We start from the raw sequence: 15,675 nt of genomic DNA on the forward strand, positions 1-15,675 counted from the left end.
GTGTCCGGCTTTTTTTGAAGGTAAGGCGGTTTATTCCAGAGTCATACCAACGCTTTCGCCCATGCGTAGTGGTGAACCGGCTTCCAGAGTTTCCTGCCAGTGCATTTTGTCTTTTTCAAAACACAATACAACGGTTGAGCCCAGCAGGAAGCGGCCCATTTCTTCACCTTTTTCAATGGTGATTGGTTCCGGACTAGGGTATGACGTGACGCGTAACTCACGCTTCGGTGGAGTAACCAGGCCATGCCATACGGTTTCTACCGCAGCCACAATCATCGCACCCACCAGTACCATGGCCATCTGACCCAGTTCGGTATCAAAAATCGCCACAACACGTTCGTTACGCGAAAACAGGCGTGGTACATTTTCCGCGGTTGTCTGGTTTACAGAGAACAGGTCACCCGGAACATAAATCATTTCCCGCAAAGTACCGGTAACCGGCATATGTACACGGTGGTAGTCTTTAGGCGACAGATAAATCGTTGAGAATTGGCCGCCCATAAATGGCGCAGCACGATCGCTGTCGCCACCTAATAATTCAATCAGGGAATAGTCCTGGCCTTTCGCCTGGAAAATACGGCCATTTTCAATAGGGCCCAGCTGCGATACGGCGCCGTCTGCCGGAGACAGAATCATATTGTCGCCGCTTGCTAAAGGACGTGCTCCGTCCTGCAGTTCACGGGTGAAGAAATCATTGAAGCAGCGGAAATCCTCAGCATTCTGACGCTGAGCTTCGCTCATGTTCACATCAAACTGTTTGATAAAAGCACGAATTAACGGGTTTTTAATCCAGTCAATTTCGGTAGCCGCCAACGCACCAACACCGCGAGATAATAAGTGCTGTGGTACCAGATATTGGCTGGCAATAAATAATTTATCTTTTAATGAAGTACTCAATGTATTTTCCTCAGGGCTGTTCGCCGGTGTTAACTGGGGTGCTTTCGTCATTACCCCATTCCGACCAGGAGCCAGCGTACGCTTTGATATTTAAACCTAAAATTTTTCCTACCAGGTAGGTATAACCGGATCTGTGGTGAGTCTGGCAGTGGGTGGCAATCTCTTTGTTTTCGTCAATGCCCATTGCTTTTAATAGCTCACGGAACTCATCCAGATTCTGGATACGCAAACCATTCTCAGCATCCATACCACGGGTCCACTCGTAATTCACCGCACCGGGGATATGACCGCCACGCGCAGAGATAACTTTTTCACCGCTGTATTCCTGAGCGGACCGGGCATCCCAGATAGCAAAATCCGGCTTGCCAATGCGTTCGATGATTTCGTCTTTAGTTAAAGCAAAATCATGTTGCAGCGACTGAATCTTGAATTGGCTGGCAACCGGCTGATTTTCTCCGGCTTCAGTGGTTAAGCCGTCTTTCAGCCAGGCGTGAATGCCGCCATTCACATAGGAGTATTGTGAATGACCAATCATGTCCAGCGCCCAGATCAGGCGCCCGGCCCAGCCTCCGCCTTCGTCATCGTAAGCAATAACGTGGGTATCCGGTGTCAGACCTAATTCACTGAATAATGCATTCAGATCGTCGAGGGACGGTAACGCACCCGGTGTTGGCTTTTGGCCAAGTTGCAGGCGTTTGAAGTCCAGATGAATGGCGCCCGGAATATGGTGTTGCAGATAGGTATCCAGCTTACTCTGATCAATAATCAGGGTATTGGCCAGTGGCAGCTGAGCTGCCAGCTCTTTTGGCTCGATCAATAACGGCAGGGTGGACATAGAACTTTCCAGTTAGTGTTATCACACACAGAAAAGCCGTAGTGTATCTGAGCAGCAGACACTTGTCAGGAATTGGCGGTGCTAACGGCCGCCAACAGTGCGGGATTTACGTTGCTTTTCAGTATTGCTGCGCAACTCGGCCAAACTGCTGCTGGCTGTCTGGCACAGATTTTTGAAGGCCATATATTCTGCCGGTGTCAGACTTTCTTTGCCGTCTTCGTTATAAGCAATCACAACCCCGATGGGTTTGTTACCGGCATCAATCGACATGGTCACTAACTGCTCTGGCAGTCGTTGCTGCGTTTGCTCCGGTAAACCACGCATAAACCGGGCGCGGTTTTCTGATGTAATTAATAAACTGGCAGGTTTTTCCAGCAGCTTGCCAAAGATGTTGGTTTTTCGCAGATCGATCGCCAGCCGTCTGATCAGATCCTGTTCTGCGACGCCTTCAGCGTAAAACACTTTCAGAACCGTTTTGTCTTTATTCAGCAGGGCAATGCAGGCACTGGATAAACCAACGCCCTGACAAATACCCTTTAATACGCCACGCATCAGATAATGCCAGTCACCAAAGCTGTCTGGTTGTTGCTGCAATTGCTGCATCAGCTTCTTCAGATAGCCGCTGTCAGGCTGACGTGTTTGTTGTTCAGGCTCGGGTGTTGGAACTGCTTTGGCAACGGCGTTTTCGTCACTGCCACGCTCAGGTTTAGGATCTGGCTTCTGTGGCACAATTTTCGGGTAATCGAAGGCCGTCAGTTCCGGGCTGAGTAGCAAAGCCAGACCACTGGACAGCGCGTCCTGCTGACTTCGGCTGATCATCAGTTGAATCTTGCGCAGCTCTGCCAGTTGCATCGCTTCAGGTTTCCCCAGCCAATGGCACACCAGAGACAACCAGCGTTTTGAGCGCTTTCCGAGTGGGCTGATATGCCAGTGCCAGGCAAAGCTATTCGCCATGATGGCAATCATGTGTGGCTCTTGCATCTGATGCAGTAATTTTCTCTGATCGTCGAGGTCACGAGGATCGTGTTTGCGCAGCAATTGCCACTGGGATTGTTTCAACCAGTTTTGCGGGCGGTAACAGTCAATGGCCAGCTGTGGCAGGCACAGCAGTTTGGCGAGTTGTTGCCAGTCTTTGAGGTGCTGAGTGCCAAAGCAACTGTTGGCGGCAGGAATCAGATCCTGTCCCTGGCTCAGGCTGTATAACCAGTTTTGGGATAATTCATCATTTAACAACCATAACCACATGGGCGCAGCGGTTAACATCGTGCTCCAGCGAGCGTAACTCACTGAGCTGCTACCTTTGCTGGCGGCCCACTGCGCTGCCAGTTCACCGGCCATACCGGAACAATGCAGCGCACGGCGGTACAACTGATGCTGGCGGGATTCGCTGTTTGCAGTGACGACCGGCAGTTGTTTGATTAGCCGAACCAACTCCTGCATGCCCAGCAATGACAGGCAGCTGGCAGCACCGGATATCTGCTCACGGCAGTCCGGGTTCTGGCTGACTGCCGACATTAACAAGTGCAGGCATAGAGCAGGATCTTGTTCTACGACTTTGCTCAGATCGTCAAAGTTAACCTGATTGCTGCGCATTTGCTTGCGCACCCGGTCACGGCTCTCGGCCAGAATCGGGAAGTCGCGGAATTCTTTTACCGCTTTCCAGGAGGTTGCTGAAGGTGGCACCAGTGATAATTGTGTCATGTCTCAGTTTGTGTAACAGCGAATTGTGACCTTTACTTACTATAGTCATTTTCCCTGTCGTCGCCGGATAAATTATATAAAGGTCATATTCGATAATAACGATTCACCGGAGATCACGATCTGGTGGCTGCGGCCGATAAGGGGTTATCAGGAAGCTTAAGGACTGAATGAATGCTGTTTCTAATTGGGCTGTTTATTGTATTTGGAAGCGTTTTGTACGGCTATGTGATGTCGCATGGCCAGTTGCTGGCGCTGTGGCAGCCGTTCGAAATTCTGATTATTGTTGGCGCCGCGTTTGGTGCATTTCTACTGTCTAATCCGTGGCATGTGATCCTGCAGTGCTTCAAGCTGACGCCCCAGGTTATTCTTGGCGGCAAGGTTAATAAAGCCATGTATATGGATGTGCTGGGTGTCATCTACGACATTCTTAATAAAGCCCGGCGTGAAGGCATTATGGCAATCGAAGGAGACGTCGAAAGCCCGCAATCCAGTGCAATCTTTTCCCGTTATCCAGCCATTCAGGCGAATGAAGAGCTGGCCAATTTTATTGCTGATTATTTCCGCATTATTGCGGCTGGCAATCTGACGTCATTTGAACTCGAATCTCTGATGGATCAGGAAATTGATGCACGCTTACATGAGCTGGAGCAGCCAGGGACTGCGGTGGGGAAGGTTGCAGATGCCCTTCCGGGTTTCGGTATTGTTGCCGCGGTATTGGGTATTGTCATTACCATGGGAGCAATTGGTGGCGACGTTGCGGAGATAGGTAAGCACGTGGCCGCTGCTCTGGTTGGTACCTTCTCCGGGGTGTTCCTGGCGTATGGTGTGGTGGGGCCGGTGAGCTCGACGTTACGTCATCTGGCTGAAGAAGAAATCAAACTGTATGAGGCCAGTAAAGCCTGTATTGTTGCGTCGTTAAATGGCGTGCCGCCGCAGCTGGCGGTTGAGTTTGGCCGTAAAGCGCTGTTTACCCACGGTCGCCCAAGCTTTACTGAAGTCGAAAGTAAAATACGTGGTCGCTGATGGAAAATCTTGGCCAGAATCAGAACATTGTTGTTCGACGTATTAAAAAAGGAAAACACGAAGATCATGGTGGCGCCTGGAAGGTAGCCATGGCTGACTTCGCGTTGGCAATGATGGCGCTGTTTCTGGTGTTGTGGGTGATTAACTCGTCGAATGAACAGGAAAAAGCGGCCATCTCTGGCTATTTTCAGGATCCCCAGGCCTATGAAGAAGGTACCAAGGTGCCATCGAAATACGTGATAGATCTGGGTGGTTCGCCTTCTGAAGCCGATAATATGGCGGAATCGGAAGTCATTGATCCGGAGAAAATTCTCCAGGCACGTGAAATCGAAAATCTGGCAGAAGCGATTGAGCAACGCCGTTTGCAGGATATGCAGGCTAAGATCGAAGCGCGGATTGACGCCAGTCCAACCCTGAGCCCGTTCAAAAATCAGTTACTGCTGGATATCACGACCGAAGGCCTGAGATTACAGATTGTTGATCAGACCAAGCGGCCGATGTTTGATCCGGGCAGTGCTCAGCTGAAATATTATTCCGAAGACATTCTATGGGAACTGGCGCCGATGCTGGCGACCCTTGATCATCGTTTATCGATCAGTGGCCACACCGACTCTTCAAGGGCAGTGGGTCTGCGTGAGGAAGACGATGTGAACTGGAGTTTATCCTCCATGCGTGCCGATTCAGCCCGTCGGGCGCTGATGGAGGCCGGGGTGCCGAAACAGCAGATCGCTCAGGTGATTGGTATGGGAGACACCGCACCGTTAAAAGCTGATGATCCGGGCAATTCGGTTAACCGTCGTATCTCAATCACGATGTTAAATAAACAATCGGAAGCCAATGTACGTGGACGTGCCGGTGGTGCCGATGTTGAGTTTGTGAATGATGGCGAAGCGCCACCCGAGGACGAGCGTAAACCGACCATTAACAAGGCGGGTTCATTGTTGGATGAACTGCGTAAGCAGCGCGAAAGCAAAAATAACAGCTACGACAACCCACCCAACAAAGAAGAGATATTCTGGTAGGCCCGTGCAGTTTTTCTGACACTGGCTGCCGAATCACTAACAGCTTACAGCTCGGTCAGTGTTTCCAGAATACGTTTGTAGCTGCTAAAGCGTAATTCACTGATTTCGCCTTTTTCGACCGCTTCGAGAATCGCACAACCCGGCTCTTTTTCATGGTTGCAGTCGCGGAAACGGCAGTAGCCACTGAGGTGACGGATTTCTTTAAAGCCGTGTAGTACCTCATCTTCATTCATGTGCCACAAGCCGAATTCGCGGATTCCTGGCGAGTCGATCAGATCGCCACCGGCGGGGAAGTGATATAGACGTGCGGTGGTGGTGGTATGACGGCCTTTCTTGCTGGCGTGGGATAAAGCGCCAACTTTTAACTCTTCTTCCGGAAGCAGCGTATCAATCAGCGATGATTTCCCCACGCCCGACTGGCCAACAAATACGCTGACGCGGTTGTTAAGAAATTCTTTAAACTCTCCCAGGCTGCTTTCTTCCTTGCTGCATACCCTCAATGTGCGGTAACCAAGCTCTTCATAGGTCGACAGCATGTCATCGAAGCGCGGGCGGCTGACATCATTCAGCAGGTCGGTTTTATTCAACAGAATAATCGGCTCGATATAACAGTTTTCGGCGGCCACCAAGTAGCGGTCAATCAGGTTGGCATGAGCTTCTGGTTCAGGTGCAATCACCAACACAATAAAATCGATGTTGGCTGCAACCGGTTTAATCTCGTTATAGGGGTTTGGTCGTGATAGCTCGGAGCTGCGCTCTAATACGGTTTCGACCACACCGGTGCGAACGGTTTCGCCGGTAGTAACAACCAGAGTCTCGGGTCCGGGGCGGAATACCACTTTATCGCCGGTAACCAGAGATCCCAGGTTTGCTCTTAAGTAGCAGCGGTATTTGTCGCGGTTCTGGTCTTCCACTTCTACCTGGGTGCCGAAATGAGCAATGACCTGACCGTGGATTTCTTCTCCCAGTTCCCCGGCATTCAGTTGCTCCGATATATCGCGTTCCTTACGCTGTGCTCGCTGGGCTTTTTCCTGCTGGATTTTTTCAATGCGCCAGGCCTGACGTTTGTTCAGTTTGCGTTTGGCCATATAACTTCGGATACCGGGGTAAAGATTCAGGGCGATATTGTCCAAGCTGGCTGGGCGTGATGCAAGTTGTTAGACTTATCGCAACTGAATACAGGCGGAATATATGAGTCAGAAAGACAATCTGGTGTGGATGGACCTGGAAATGACCGGTCTGGAGCCGGAGCAGGACGTGATTATTGAGATCGCTACGCTGGTCACCGATAAGGATCTGAATATTATTGCAGAGGGTCCGGTACTGGCTATTAAGCAGCCGGATGTACTGCTTGATGCCATGGATGACTGGAATACCAAAACACACGGCAACTCGGGCCTGACCCAGCGGGTACGTGACAGCGAAGTTTCCGCTCGCGATGCGGAATTGCAGACACTGGAATTTTTGCGCGAGCATGTGAAGCAGGGCGCTTCTCCTCTGTGTGGTAACAGCATTCATCAGGATCGTCGTTTTCTGGTGAAATACATGCCTGAGCTGGAAGCGTATATGCATTACCGCAATATCGATGTCAGCACATTGAAAGAGCTGGCCAAGCGCTGGAAACCAGAGGTGGTATCTTCGTTTAAGAAGAAAGGCGCACACCTGGCGCTGGACGATATTAAAGAGTCCATTGACGAGATGGCGCATTATCGCAGCCACTTTTTATCGCTCGATTAATCCCGGGAAATTTTCTCTTTCCTGAAGCAGCTCAGGTTTCTGCAGACACTCACGGCAGGCCTGAGCTTTTTTGTTTTTGATTCCTTCCTTTATTACTCCGGCACCAACAAAGTTGTCGCAAATTGATAGCTTTTCTTTCTTTTTTGGTTAAAAACTCTGCAAAAAATTATCATTAATGAGTTGAAAGAAACATTTGGTAATAAGCAAAGTATCTTTTATTATCTTGCCGTTGTCGTAATTTTCCAGTCAAGAAAGGGGAGAGAGTTGTGTCTCGACCAAGTCTAAAAACTCAGCGTTACCAACAAATCATGGATGCTTATGAATATTGTGTTGGCCGCTATGGTGTTGAAGGAGCAACACTCGAACGCATTGCTACCCAGGCAGGTTTAGCGCGCCCGTTAATTCGCCACAATGTGGGTAACCGCGATGAATTGATGAAGGGATTATTGTTGCGCTTTGACGAGAAGTGCGATGAGTTTATCCGGTTGTTGCAGCAGCAGTTACCGGAATCCGGACGTTTACCTTCTTTACTGGACCAGTTATTTGTTAGCAGTAATGCCCATACAGCGATATTGGCAAACGCGCTGGTGGTTGCTGCAGGTGATAATGATGAAGTAGCCGCCAAACTTAAAAACTGGATTGAGCGTTTCTCGGTTTTTATTCTGAATGAGCTTCAGCAGGAAAAACCAGAAGTTGGACGCGATGAGCTTTATGCTGTTGCCTGTGGTATCGCTTCAATTTATGCCAATGTGGCAGCCTATTCTCCGGTTTCAGATTTAAAAGATGTGCGTCAGGCCTGCCGTACTTCAGCAGGCTTATTATTAAACACGCTGGCGGCGTAATTATTCGCTGATAACCTGATGGTGCTGAACGCCCAGGTTAATTTGGCCATCATCACTCTGGATGCTGGACTCAACCACATCGCCAAGCTGCAGATAAAAAGGGCGCGCCAGTTGTTTTTTAATAAATAGCTGCCATTTTTTCTTTTCTGGTAATAAAGCCGCAACCCTTATCAGTAATGGCGATGGCAGCCCGAGCGCACAACCACTTGGGGTTCCCGTCATCAACACATCGCCCGGATTAAAATCGGCAATCCGGGAATATTCACTTAATGTTTCTGCGGGCTTAAATACCAGATTGGCTGTGTGGTCTTGCTGACGTATTTCGTTATTTACTTTCAGAGTGAGCTGCAGCTGATTTAACTGCTGCATGTCTTTTTTATCCAATAAACACAAAACCGGGCCTAACGGACAAAATGTGCGGTAGCTTTTGCCTTTGTGGAACTGCATTTGTGGAATCTGAATATCCCTGGCAGACACGTCATTGCCAATGCAGATACCTGCAACATATTGATGCAGGTTTTCGTTGGTTATGTTCTCCGCGCGGTCAGTCCTCTGGCCAAGTACCAGAGTTAACTCAACTTCGTAATCCAATAGCTGAACATCTCGTGGACGAACGATTTCACCAACCGGATGGTGAATCGATGCCGCCGACTTAGTGAAAAACATATTGTAATTCTGAGCATCCGGATCCAGGCCAGAGTCAATCATATGCTGACGATAATTAGCGCCCTGACATAAGACTTTGCCATCTCTGGTAATGGGCGAGAGTAATACGACGTCAGACATATTCAGCGATGTCTCGGTCTCATGGCTGAGTTTTTCTATTTGTGAATAACCCAGCTGAATTAATTCTGAAGTGGTGGTGCAAGGAATATTCAGTGGCTTTACGAAATCACCCTGCTGGATACCCCAGTGAGTGTTTTGCTGATGTTGGAAACGCAGAAGATGAAGTGGCATAGAGCAGTTACCGGAAGCCAGCGAGCTGGTCGTTGTTATTATTGATGGCCAGCATATCATGCTCTTGATAATTGCGATTGGCTGTGGTGACACAGCCGATCGCAGGTAAAACCGGTGTGTATCAGAGCGAGTGGTTTATACCTGTTTTCCCGGGTTCATAAGGCTTTCCGGATCAAAGGTATCGTACAGACCTTTTAATGCCTTAATACCCAGCTCCCCTTTTTCTGCTTCCAGATAGGGGGCGTGATCTTTACCCACACCATGCTGGTGGCTGATGGTGCCGCCGTTAGCCACAATGGCGTTTGCGCCAGCGGCTTTTAACTTCTGCCAGCGCTTCAGCGTATCGTCATAGTTGTCGGCAGTACGGAACATAAAGGTGGTATAAACACTACAACCCTGACCATAGAAGTGCGACAGGTGCGTGAACGGATGCGGAACTTCACCTTCGTCTTTAATGGCATCGCGGATTTCGTTTTCCATGTCGGTCATGGTTTTGCTGACGTCGGCCCAATCAACACAGGTTTCCATCGAGTCAGCGGCAGCACCAATTTCCCACAGGCCATGACGTAAATAAGGGGCGCGGAAACGGCTGTGTTCCCAACGTTTACCTAACAGGCTGCCGGTATTCACTCCAGAGAATTTTTTAATTTCTTTGTTAGCCAGTTTTAATGCTGAGCGGCATTGTTCTTTGCTGCCTGTCGTACCAAAGGTGAACATCACTTTGTTGTCACCGATACCGCGCAAACCCAGGTATTTATCCAGCACTTTTTTAATCGCTGGTGGAGAGCCTAAGGTCATATGGGTCTTGGTTTCGATACCGTTACTTAAACGCATCATCGACAGTTGAATATTGTTCTGCACGATAGAACGAGTAGCCGCTACGCCTTGCTCCCAACTTGGGAAGAAAGCCACGTAGAAGGCTTCTTTTTCTGCCACTGGCATGACGCGCACTTTCACTTCGGTGATGATACCAATTCGGCCTTCACTACCGAGGAACAACTCACGTACATCCGGGCCCGCAGAAGTTGCCGGGAAGGTTGGGATATCCATCAGTCCTTGCGGGGTAACAATGGTGCCGCCAGCAAACATTTTTTCGATACGACCATAACGCAGGGATTGTTGACCACTGGATCGGGAAGCTACCCAGCCACCGATAGAAGACAGTTCCCAGGATTGTGGGTAATGACCCAGGGTATAACCGTGCTCTTTCAGCTGACGCTCAACATCCGGCCCTAAGGCGCCGGCACCAAAGGTTGCGATCTGGCTGGTTTTATCGAAGTGCATCAGCTTGTTCATTTTGCCCAGTGAGATGGTCAGCACTGGCTTGTCACCTTCTTCCGGGTTGATATGGCCAACCACTGAAGTACCGCCACCGTATGGAATGACAACGATGTCATTCTGGTAGGCGTAATTAATCAGGGTCTCGACTTGTTCTGTAGTTTCTGGCTGTGCCACAGCATCCGGGAATACACCAAATTCACCGCTGCGCATTGCCAGCCAATCGGGAATGCTCTGGCCACGGCTATGACGTACCCGTGTCTCCGCATCGATACTGATCAGGCCGGATTTAATCAGCTCACTGGCTGGCATACGCGAAGCCGGGACCTTAGCAATTACCTGATCTAAGGTGGCATCTTTCAGCGGGACCGCCTTACCGATGCGGCCTTCAACAAATTCCTGACCTGCTTTACTCAGTTGAAAATCGAGGTTGTTTTTTTCGTCGCCCCAGCCATTCCAGCGCTTCATGGTATTGCCCTTATAGTTATAACTTTGATGACTGCATACTAGGGAGTGTTGGGCAATTGGTTAATGACAGTTGGGGACCTATAATTGCCCGATTGAGACATCAGGGTTAATTCAACACGTGACTTTGGCTTCCACAGATCAGCGACAATCGATCATCGGCATTTCCTTATTGGTGAAGCTGATCGAAAGTTATGGCGTATCTTCAGAATCGATTCTGAGCCAGGCTGGCATTGAAGTGGCACTGCTTGATGATCCAAAAGCGACCATCAGTGTTCAGCAGGACATCGATTTCACTCAGGCGATGATGAACGCAATCGATGATCCGCAACTGGCTTTTAAAGCAGGGCAAGCATTCCGTATTAATGCCTTTGGTGCGATTGGTTTGGCGGCTTCAGCGTGCGGAACGGTTGAAGAAGCGATTAACTTCTTTCTGAAATATATCCGCTTGTCTTACACACTGTTTGATATCGAATTTATCAAACAGGAAGAAATATCGGTGCTGCGTTTCAACGATTTCTATCCGCTGGAGAAGCACCTGAAGCGCTTCTATCTGGAGCGTGATTTTGCTTTCTTTATGATCTCCATCCGGGATGTATTTCCACGTTCCAGTGCCGGCTCTTTGTATAAATCCATTCGTTTCGGTTTTTCACCAGAGGATTCAGCCGGGAAATCGGCAGATGATTATTTAAGATGTTACGAGTGTGAGGTGAAATTCGCACAGCCGTATAACGATCTTTTATTCGACAGTCGTTATCTCAACCGTTCTTTACCTCATGCTAATGCGCTGACGCAAAAGTTACTCGAAGAGCAGTGTGAAGTGCAGAAAGCTGAGTTGGTCATCAGTGGATCGTTTGCTGATAAAGTTCGCAAGATTGTTCGTACTACCGAAGGTGTGATTCCAAAGCTGGAGGATATCGCTGCACAACTCAATATGACGCGCCGCACAGCCACGCGTAAATTGCAGGCGGAAGGTATCAGCTTTCAGGAAATCGTGAGCGAAGAGTCCAGCCGAAAAGCCATTCACTATCTGCAAAAAACTCAGCTCACCGTCGAGCAAATCGCCGATAAATTAGGCTATAGCGAATCCGCAGGATTTATCCGGGCGTTTAAGCGCTGGACCGGGAAGGTTCCGAAACAGTTTCGTAGTCACCAGCAACAGAGTTAAGGGTGTTATCGGGCGCCTTCTTCAGCAGGATATTGATGGCTGACATCAAATAACGAATAGTCCAGTTTTTCAGCGGGCTGTGGCTTAGAATAAAAGAAACCCTGCAGCACATCACAACCACACTCCTCCAAATAACGCTGTTGGTCGATGGTTTCCACTCCCTCTGCAACAACACGCAGCCCCAGCTCATTAGACATGGCAATGATAGCGTTACAAATTGCGCGATTATCATTGTCGTTTACAATATCCTCAACGAAGTTCCGATCAATTTTAACTTCGTCGAGTGGAAACAATTTCAGATAGCTCAGAGATGAATATCCGGTACCAAAGTCATCAATGGACAGTTCCACTCCCAGATCCTTCAGCTGATTAAGCTGGCGAATATTTCGCTCAGAGCCTTCCATTACAATGTTTTCGGTCAATTCGAAAATGAACATTTCGGGAAGGATCCGGTACTTTTGAAAAAGAGATGTGATTTTTTTAATAAAGCCGGGGCTATTGAACTGTGGGCTGCTGATATTGACTGCAACTCTGACATCTGGAAACGAAGATTGCCATTTACAGATCTGCTGGCAGGCTTGTTCCAATACCCAGTTGCCCAGCTCGACAATCAGATTGCAGTTTTCGGCAACCGGGATAAATTCGCTTGGGGAAATCCATCCTTCTTCATTGTCGTACCAGCGCATTAAAGCCTCGACCGATTTGACGCTGTTGCTATGAACATCCAGCTGCGGTTGGTAATGCAGCTCAAAACTGTTGCTCTCAATGGCTTTCCGCAACTTATTTTCCAACTGCAGCTGGCGTATGGCCAGCTGGTTCATCGATTCTGAGTAAAAATGGTAGTTATTCTTTCCAGCATCCTTGGCATAATACATAGCAATATCTGCATGTTTTACCAATGTATCGGCGTCGTTAGCATCCTGAGGAAATGCACTGATACCAATGCTTGCTGAGACCTGAATATTGTAACCATTCAGTACGGTTGGCTGGGAAAGCACCGTCAGCATACGTTTTGCAATTAAAGCGGCATCTCTGGCCTGATGTAGATCACGCAACAGAATAACGAACTCATCGCCTCCAAGACGGTACAAGTCTGCATGATGCTCGGCACTGCGATACAGACTTAGCATATCACTGCCACGCAGGTTCTCAGATAGCTTACGGCCAACATCGGTCAGCAGTGCATCACCCATTGCGTGCCCTAAGCTATCGTTAATCCGTTTAAAGTTATCGAGGTCGACAAACATAACGACAACCATGTCCTGATTACGAGCGGCATTTGTGATAGCTTGCTTAATGCTGGTCTGAAACTTTCTGCGATTGGGAAGGTCAGTCAGACTATCAATATTTGCCTGATCAAGCAGGGCTTGCTCCTTAACTTTTAACTTTTCTGACATGGTGTCGAAACTGTTGGCTAAGAACGCCAGTTCATCTTTGCCTTTCATATTCAGGCGATAATTAAAGTCGCCGTCGGTAATATTTCGAATTCCGAGAACCAGCGATCTTAATCGTTTGGCTAATATCCGCCCGATAATAATTGATATCAATGTTCCGGCTAAAACCGATAACAAACCCGTTAATAGCAGAAACTGACTTTGATCCTGATTGGTTGCAATCATGTTTGTCTGCGCACTGTTGATACCGAGGCGCAATTTGTTATTGAACTCTGAAACAGAATCGCGCATCCCTGACCACGAATCTAATACATTGATTTCGGCTTCTGTTAATGACATCAGCTGGTTACTGGAATAACGGGTAACTTCGCGATATTCCAGTAAAGCAGTATGCGTATAGTCGAGTTCTGCTAACAGATAATCAATCGCGATGGCGGAATGGATGTCGATCTTTTGTAATTTCTGCAGTCTGGATTTAATTGTCTCTAGGGTAGAAAAAACCGGGTTGAGGTTTGACTCTTCTTTCTCAAGCAGACGAACAAACGCGATTTCGATCAGTACTACCTGATTTTCGGCCGCGGCTTTAGTTTTCTCATCCAGTGACAGGTCGCTTCTGATTGATAAGTTTGTTTTAAGTAATTGTTCAATAAAATCTTGTTCAAGGCTGACTAAAGTAGATTGTGTCGATGAGCTGGTCGAAAGCAGGTTTAATTGCTTTTTTAAACTCGAAATTGCTACGGCATAGTTGCCCTTTTTGCTATTCGAAAGCATATTTCCGAGTTGGCTGATCGCTAACAAGGCATCTTCACGAAAAACTTTCTGACGACGAATGTAGTTGTAGAACTGCTGAGTCGCCGAATCCAGATCGCTACTGGTTTTATACACAATGTCCTGTAGTGGTGCTTTTTCTTCCAGCAGCGCATTGAGCTGCTGCATCGTACTGCGACTGAAATAGATACCCACGGTAACGGCAAAAACTAATAGCAGGGTTAATAGAGTAAACCCAAGGTTTTTAATCGTATTAAATGACATAAAATCAGTTGTAACCCGCACGTTCCATTAATCGTGTCGCGTACTTTTGCAGTCTGCCTGCATTCGTAAGGTTATGATGATCGGCATCGAAATCTCCCCAGGCTGTGACTATGTCAGACGCAGGTACTCTCGGGTTTGCCGGGTATTCCATATTCAGGCGTGCAAACAGGTACTGCGCTTGTGTCTCGGCTAACCATTCAAGAAATTCAGTGGCCGCTGCTTTATTAGGCGAATGACGGGTGATACCAGCACCGGAAATATTGATATGTACACCATTTTCTTCTTTGGCTGGCCAGAATAACTTAAGCAGGGTATCCGGTTTATTAAGCTGGTGGCGCCCCAGGTAGTAGGAGTTAATAATCCCGACATCGCATATGCCTGATTCTATGGCTTTGATGACAGCGCTGTCTTTAGGAAGGGGCGGCTGTGCCAGATTATTAACCCAACCTTTAACAAAAGACTCCGTTGTTTTAACGCCGTATTGGTTGATCAGCATAGCCACCAGAGATTGGTTGTAGACTTTGCCGGAAGTCCGCAGGCAAAGACGTTTATGCCATTGGGGGGCCGCCAGCTGCGGATACGAAACCAGTTGATCTGTTGAGACGTTGGCGGTGTTGTATACCAGCGTACGGGCTCTTACTGACAACCCAAACCAGTGATTGTTTGGATCACGAAGATGCTCCGGAATATTCCGTGTCAGAATGGCAGATTGAGTTTTTGCCAGTAGTCCCTGGCGTGATGCAAACCATAAATCACCTGCATCCACAGTCATCAGAATATCTGCCTGAGAGTGTTTGCCTTCTGCTTTCAGCCGTTGCAGTAAAACATCTGCCTTGGCTGTAACCGCCTTGATTTCCTGACCTGTCTGTTGCTGGTACAGCTCAAGTAGTGGCTTGATGAGGCTTTCTTCTCTGGCGCTGTAGAGCATGAGAGGAGGGAGGTTTGCTGCCAGCAACGTGGATGATACGGACCATAGCAACAGTGCTTTCAGATATGTCATGGATAGACCGTGCAGGCTAAAAGCTTAATTATAGGTTAATGAGAATTGTTATCAAATGGAGGGTGGTTTACTTAACAATAAATAACAATCACCGGAACAGCAGGCTGCTTTTACAGAGATGGATTACTGGGATAGCAATATAAGAAGTGAAAATGGTGGGCCCGCCCAGACTTGAACTGGGGACCTGCCGATTATGAGTCGGATGCTCTAACCAACTGAGCTACGGGCCCTTCGTTGGGCGAATGATTCGTCCCTGAGAAGTGGCAAGATTATAACCACGCTTAGTAATAAGCGCCAGCCCTTTGATTTAACTAATAAAAAGCG

At 48.3% G+C, this 15,675-nt stretch carries 13 protein-coding genes and 1 tRNA gene; 5 read left to right on the forward strand and 9 right to left on the reverse strand.

What is annotated here, in order from left to right; genetic code table 11:
- Positions 1–30: 30 nt before the first annotated feature.
- From asd to ACOQOZ_RS18825, 3 genes are all read right to left on the reverse strand, one after another.
- Entirely contained in the window at positions 31–948 is a 918-nt protein-coding gene (gene asd / locus ACOQOZ_RS18815) for an archaetidylserine decarboxylase (RefSeq protein ID WP_420589690.1), read from the reverse strand.
- The gene (locus tag ACOQOZ_RS18820; RefSeq protein ID WP_420589691.1) at positions 908–1,732 is read right to left on the reverse strand and encodes a sulfurtransferase; all 825 of its coding nucleotides are present in this window, start codon (positions 1,730–1,732) and stop codon (positions 908–910) included. The genes asd and ACOQOZ_RS18820 overlap by 41 nt, the downstream gene beginning before the upstream one ends.
- An 81-nt stretch (positions 1,733–1,813) precedes the next feature.
- Positions 1,814–3,433: an HDOD domain-containing protein gene (locus ACOQOZ_RS18825; RefSeq protein ID WP_420589692.1), complete on the reverse strand. Its 1,620-nt coding sequence runs from the start codon at positions 3,431–3,433 to the stop codon at positions 1,814–1,816.
- 171 nt (positions 3,434–3,604) lie between these two features.
- Between ACOQOZ_RS18825 and motA the strand changes: the two genes are divergently transcribed.
- Both motA and motB read left to right on the forward strand, forming a co-directional pair.
- A complete protein-coding gene (motA, locus tag ACOQOZ_RS18830) occupies positions 3,605–4,456 on the forward strand; it encodes a flagellar motor stator protein MotA (protein ID WP_420589693.1) in 852 nt (283 codons plus the stop codon).
- Positions 4,456–5,478 (forward strand): flagellar motor protein MotB, encoded by a 1,023-nt coding sequence (gene motB / locus ACOQOZ_RS18835; protein ID WP_420589694.1) that lies wholly within the window; start codon positions 4,456–4,458, stop codon positions 5,476–5,478. The genes motA and motB overlap by 1 nt, the downstream gene beginning before the upstream one ends.
- Before the next feature lie 44 nt (positions 5,479–5,522).
- On the opposite strand, the gene rsgA is transcribed toward motB, so the two are convergent.
- A complete protein-coding gene (rsgA, locus tag ACOQOZ_RS18840; protein ID WP_420589695.1) occupies positions 5,523–6,566 on the reverse strand; it encodes a small ribosomal subunit biogenesis GTPase RsgA in 1,044 nt (347 codons plus the stop codon).
- A 103-nt stretch (positions 6,567–6,669) separates the two neighbouring features.
- Here rsgA and orn point away from each other — a divergent pair, with 103 nt between their 5' ends.
- Together orn and ACOQOZ_RS18850 are read left to right on the forward strand one after the other, a co-directional pair.
- The gene (gene orn, locus ACOQOZ_RS18845; protein WP_420589696.1) at positions 6,670–7,215 is read left to right on the forward strand and encodes an oligoribonuclease; all 546 of its coding nucleotides are present in this window, start codon (positions 6,670–6,672) and stop codon (positions 7,213–7,215) included.
- 266 nt (positions 7,216–7,481) lie between these two features.
- Complete coding sequence (locus tag ACOQOZ_RS18850; protein ID WP_420589697.1) at positions 7,482–8,057, forward strand: TetR/AcrR family transcriptional regulator; 576 nt, start codon at positions 7,482–7,484, stop codon at positions 8,055–8,057.
- Here the strand turns inward: ACOQOZ_RS18850 and ACOQOZ_RS18855 are convergent, their stop codons facing one another.
- Both ACOQOZ_RS18855 and ACOQOZ_RS18860 read right to left on the reverse strand, forming a co-directional pair.
- Positions 8,058–9,014, reverse strand: a complete 957-nt coding sequence (locus ACOQOZ_RS18855; protein WP_420589698.1) for a fumarylacetoacetate hydrolase family protein — start codon at positions 9,012–9,014, stop codon at positions 8,058–8,060.
- A 135-nt stretch (positions 9,015–9,149) separates the two neighbouring features.
- Positions 9,150–10,760, reverse strand: a complete 1,611-nt coding sequence (locus tag ACOQOZ_RS18860) for an FAD-binding oxidoreductase (RefSeq protein ID WP_420589699.1) — start codon at positions 10,758–10,760, stop codon at positions 9,150–9,152.
- 118 nt (positions 10,761–10,878) lie between these two features.
- Between ACOQOZ_RS18860 and ACOQOZ_RS18865 the strand changes: the two genes are divergently transcribed.
- A complete protein-coding gene (locus tag ACOQOZ_RS18865; RefSeq protein ID WP_420589700.1) occupies positions 10,879–11,925 on the forward strand; it encodes an AraC family transcriptional regulator in 1,047 nt (348 codons plus the stop codon).
- A gap of 5 nt (positions 11,926–11,930) precedes the next feature.
- On the opposite strand, the gene ACOQOZ_RS18870 is transcribed toward ACOQOZ_RS18865, so the two are convergent.
- From ACOQOZ_RS18870 to ACOQOZ_RS18880, 3 genes are all read right to left on the reverse strand, one after another.
- Complete coding sequence (locus tag ACOQOZ_RS18870) at positions 11,931–14,351, reverse strand: putative bifunctional diguanylate cyclase/phosphodiesterase (RefSeq protein ID WP_420589701.1); 2,421 nt, start codon at positions 14,349–14,351, stop codon at positions 11,931–11,933.
- Between the two features lie 4 nt (positions 14,352–14,355).
- A complete protein-coding gene (locus tag ACOQOZ_RS18875; RefSeq protein ID WP_420589702.1) occupies positions 14,356–15,351 on the reverse strand; it encodes an extracellular solute-binding protein in 996 nt (331 codons plus the stop codon).
- 153 nt (positions 15,352–15,504) lie between these two features.
- A tRNA-Ile gene (locus tag ACOQOZ_RS18880) sits at positions 15,505–15,581 on the reverse strand.
- Positions 15,582–15,675 lie beyond the last annotated feature (94 nt).

Origin of the sequence: Bacterioplanoides sp. (assembly GCF_965219715.1) — a bacterium.
In the GTDB taxonomy this organism is placed as follows: Bacteria; Pseudomonadota; Gammaproteobacteria; order Pseudomonadales; family Oceanobacteraceae; genus Bacterioplanoides.

Coding starts and splice junctions, on each gene's coding strand:
- asd (WP_420589690.1), bottom strand. CDS start 948: ATGACGAAAGCACCCCAGTTAACACCGGCGAACAGCCCTGAGGAAAAT.
- ACOQOZ_RS18855 (WP_420589698.1), bottom strand. CDS start 9,014: ATGCCACTTCATCTTCTGCGTTTCCAACATCAGCAAAACACTCACTGG.
- ACOQOZ_RS18875 (WP_420589702.1), bottom strand. CDS start 15,351: ATGACATATCTGAAAGCACTGTTGCTATGGTCCGTATCATCCACGTTG.
- orn (WP_420589696.1), top strand. CDS start 6,670: ATGAGTCAGAAAGACAATCTGGTGTGGATGGACCTGGAAATGACCGGT.
- motB (WP_420589694.1), top strand. CDS start 4,456: ATGGAAAATCTTGGCCAGAATCAGAACATTGTTGTTCGACGTATTAAA.
- ACOQOZ_RS18870 (WP_420589701.1), bottom strand. CDS start 14,351: ATGTCATTTAATACGATTAAAAACCTTGGGTTTACTCTATTAACCCTG.
- ACOQOZ_RS18825 (WP_420589692.1), bottom strand. CDS start 3,433: ATGACACAATTATCACTGGTGCCACCTTCAGCAACCTCCTGGAAAGCG.
- ACOQOZ_RS18860 (WP_420589699.1), bottom strand. CDS start 10,760: ATGAAGCGCTGGAATGGCTGGGGCGACGAAAAAAACAACCTCGATTTT.
- rsgA (WP_420589695.1), bottom strand. CDS start 6,566: ATGGCCAAACGCAAACTGAACAAACGTCAGGCCTGGCGCATTGAAAAA.
- motA (WP_420589693.1), top strand. CDS start 3,605: ATGCTGTTTCTAATTGGGCTGTTTATTGTATTTGGAAGCGTTTTGTAC.
- ACOQOZ_RS18820 (WP_420589691.1), bottom strand. CDS start 1,732: ATGTCCACCCTGCCGTTATTGATCGAGCCAAAAGAGCTGGCAGCTCAG.